Origin of the sequence: Hydrogenophaga sp., from assembly GCF_031426985.1 — a bacterium.
GTDB lineage: Bacteria > Pseudomonadota > Gammaproteobacteria > Burkholderiales > Burkholderiaceae_C > Hydrogenophaga.
On the sequence record NZ_JASJOY010000191.1, the window covers coordinates 1 to 1,025 of the forward strand.

1 protein-coding gene is annotated in these 1,025 nt (G+C 65.3%); it reads left to right on the plus strand.

The features are described from left to right. On the plus strand, nt 1–1,025 hold a 1,025-nt coding region (locus RMP09_RS20190; protein ID WP_310567765.1), incomplete at both ends, for a glutamate synthase central domain-containing protein.

The window sequence follows — 1,025 nt, forward strand, 5'->3', positions numbered from 1 at the left end:
TGGAGCAGGGCCGCATGATCGACGACGAGGAGCTCAAGGCCAACCTCGCCAACACCAAGCCCTACAAGCAGTGGATCGACAACCTGCGTATCCGCCTGGACGACGTGGAAACACCGGTCGCCGGTGAGGATGCACAGGAGCTGCCCATCGGCCAGACCGAACCGCAGTCCACAGGCGCCGAGAGCGTCACCCCCGAGTTGCTGGACCGCCAGCAGGCCTTTGGCTACACGCAGGAAGACATCAAGTTCCTGCTCAGCCCCATGGCCGCCAACGGCGAAGAGGGCATCGGCTCCATGGGCAACGACAGCCCGCTGGCCGTGCTCTCGGGCAAGGACAAGCCGCTGTACAACTACTTCAAGCAGCTGTTCGCCCAGGTGACCAACCCGCCCATCGACCCGATCCGCGAAGCGATCGTGATGTCGCTGGTGTCCTTCGTCGGTCCCAAGCCCAACCTGCTGGACATCAACCAGGTCAACCCGCCGATGCGCCTGGAAGTGAGCCAGCCGGTGCTGGACTTCACCGACATGGCCAAGCTGCGCAACATCGAATCGGTGACGCAGGGCAAGTTCAAGAGCGCCACGCTGGACATCACCTACCCCGCCGCCTGGGGCAAGGAAGGCGTGGAGGCCAAGCTGGCCTCGCTGTGCGCCGAGGCCGTGGACGCGATCAAGGGTGGCAAGAACATCCTGATCATCAGCGACCGCGCCGTCAGCCGCACCCAGGTGGCCGTGCCCGCGTTGCTGGCCCTGTCGGCCGTGCACCAGCACCTGGTGCGTGAAGGCCTGCGCACCACCGCCGGCCTGGTGGTGGAGACCGGCACCGCGCGCGAAGTGCACCACTTCGCCGTGCTGGCCGGTTACGGCGCCGAAGCCGTGCACCCCTACCTGGCCATGGAAACGCTGCAGGCCATCCACCAGGAGCTGCCGGGCGATCTGAGCGCCGAGAAGGCGATCTACAACTACGTCAAGGCGATCGGCAAGGGCCTGTCCAAGATCATGTCCAAGATGGGCGTGAGCACCTACATG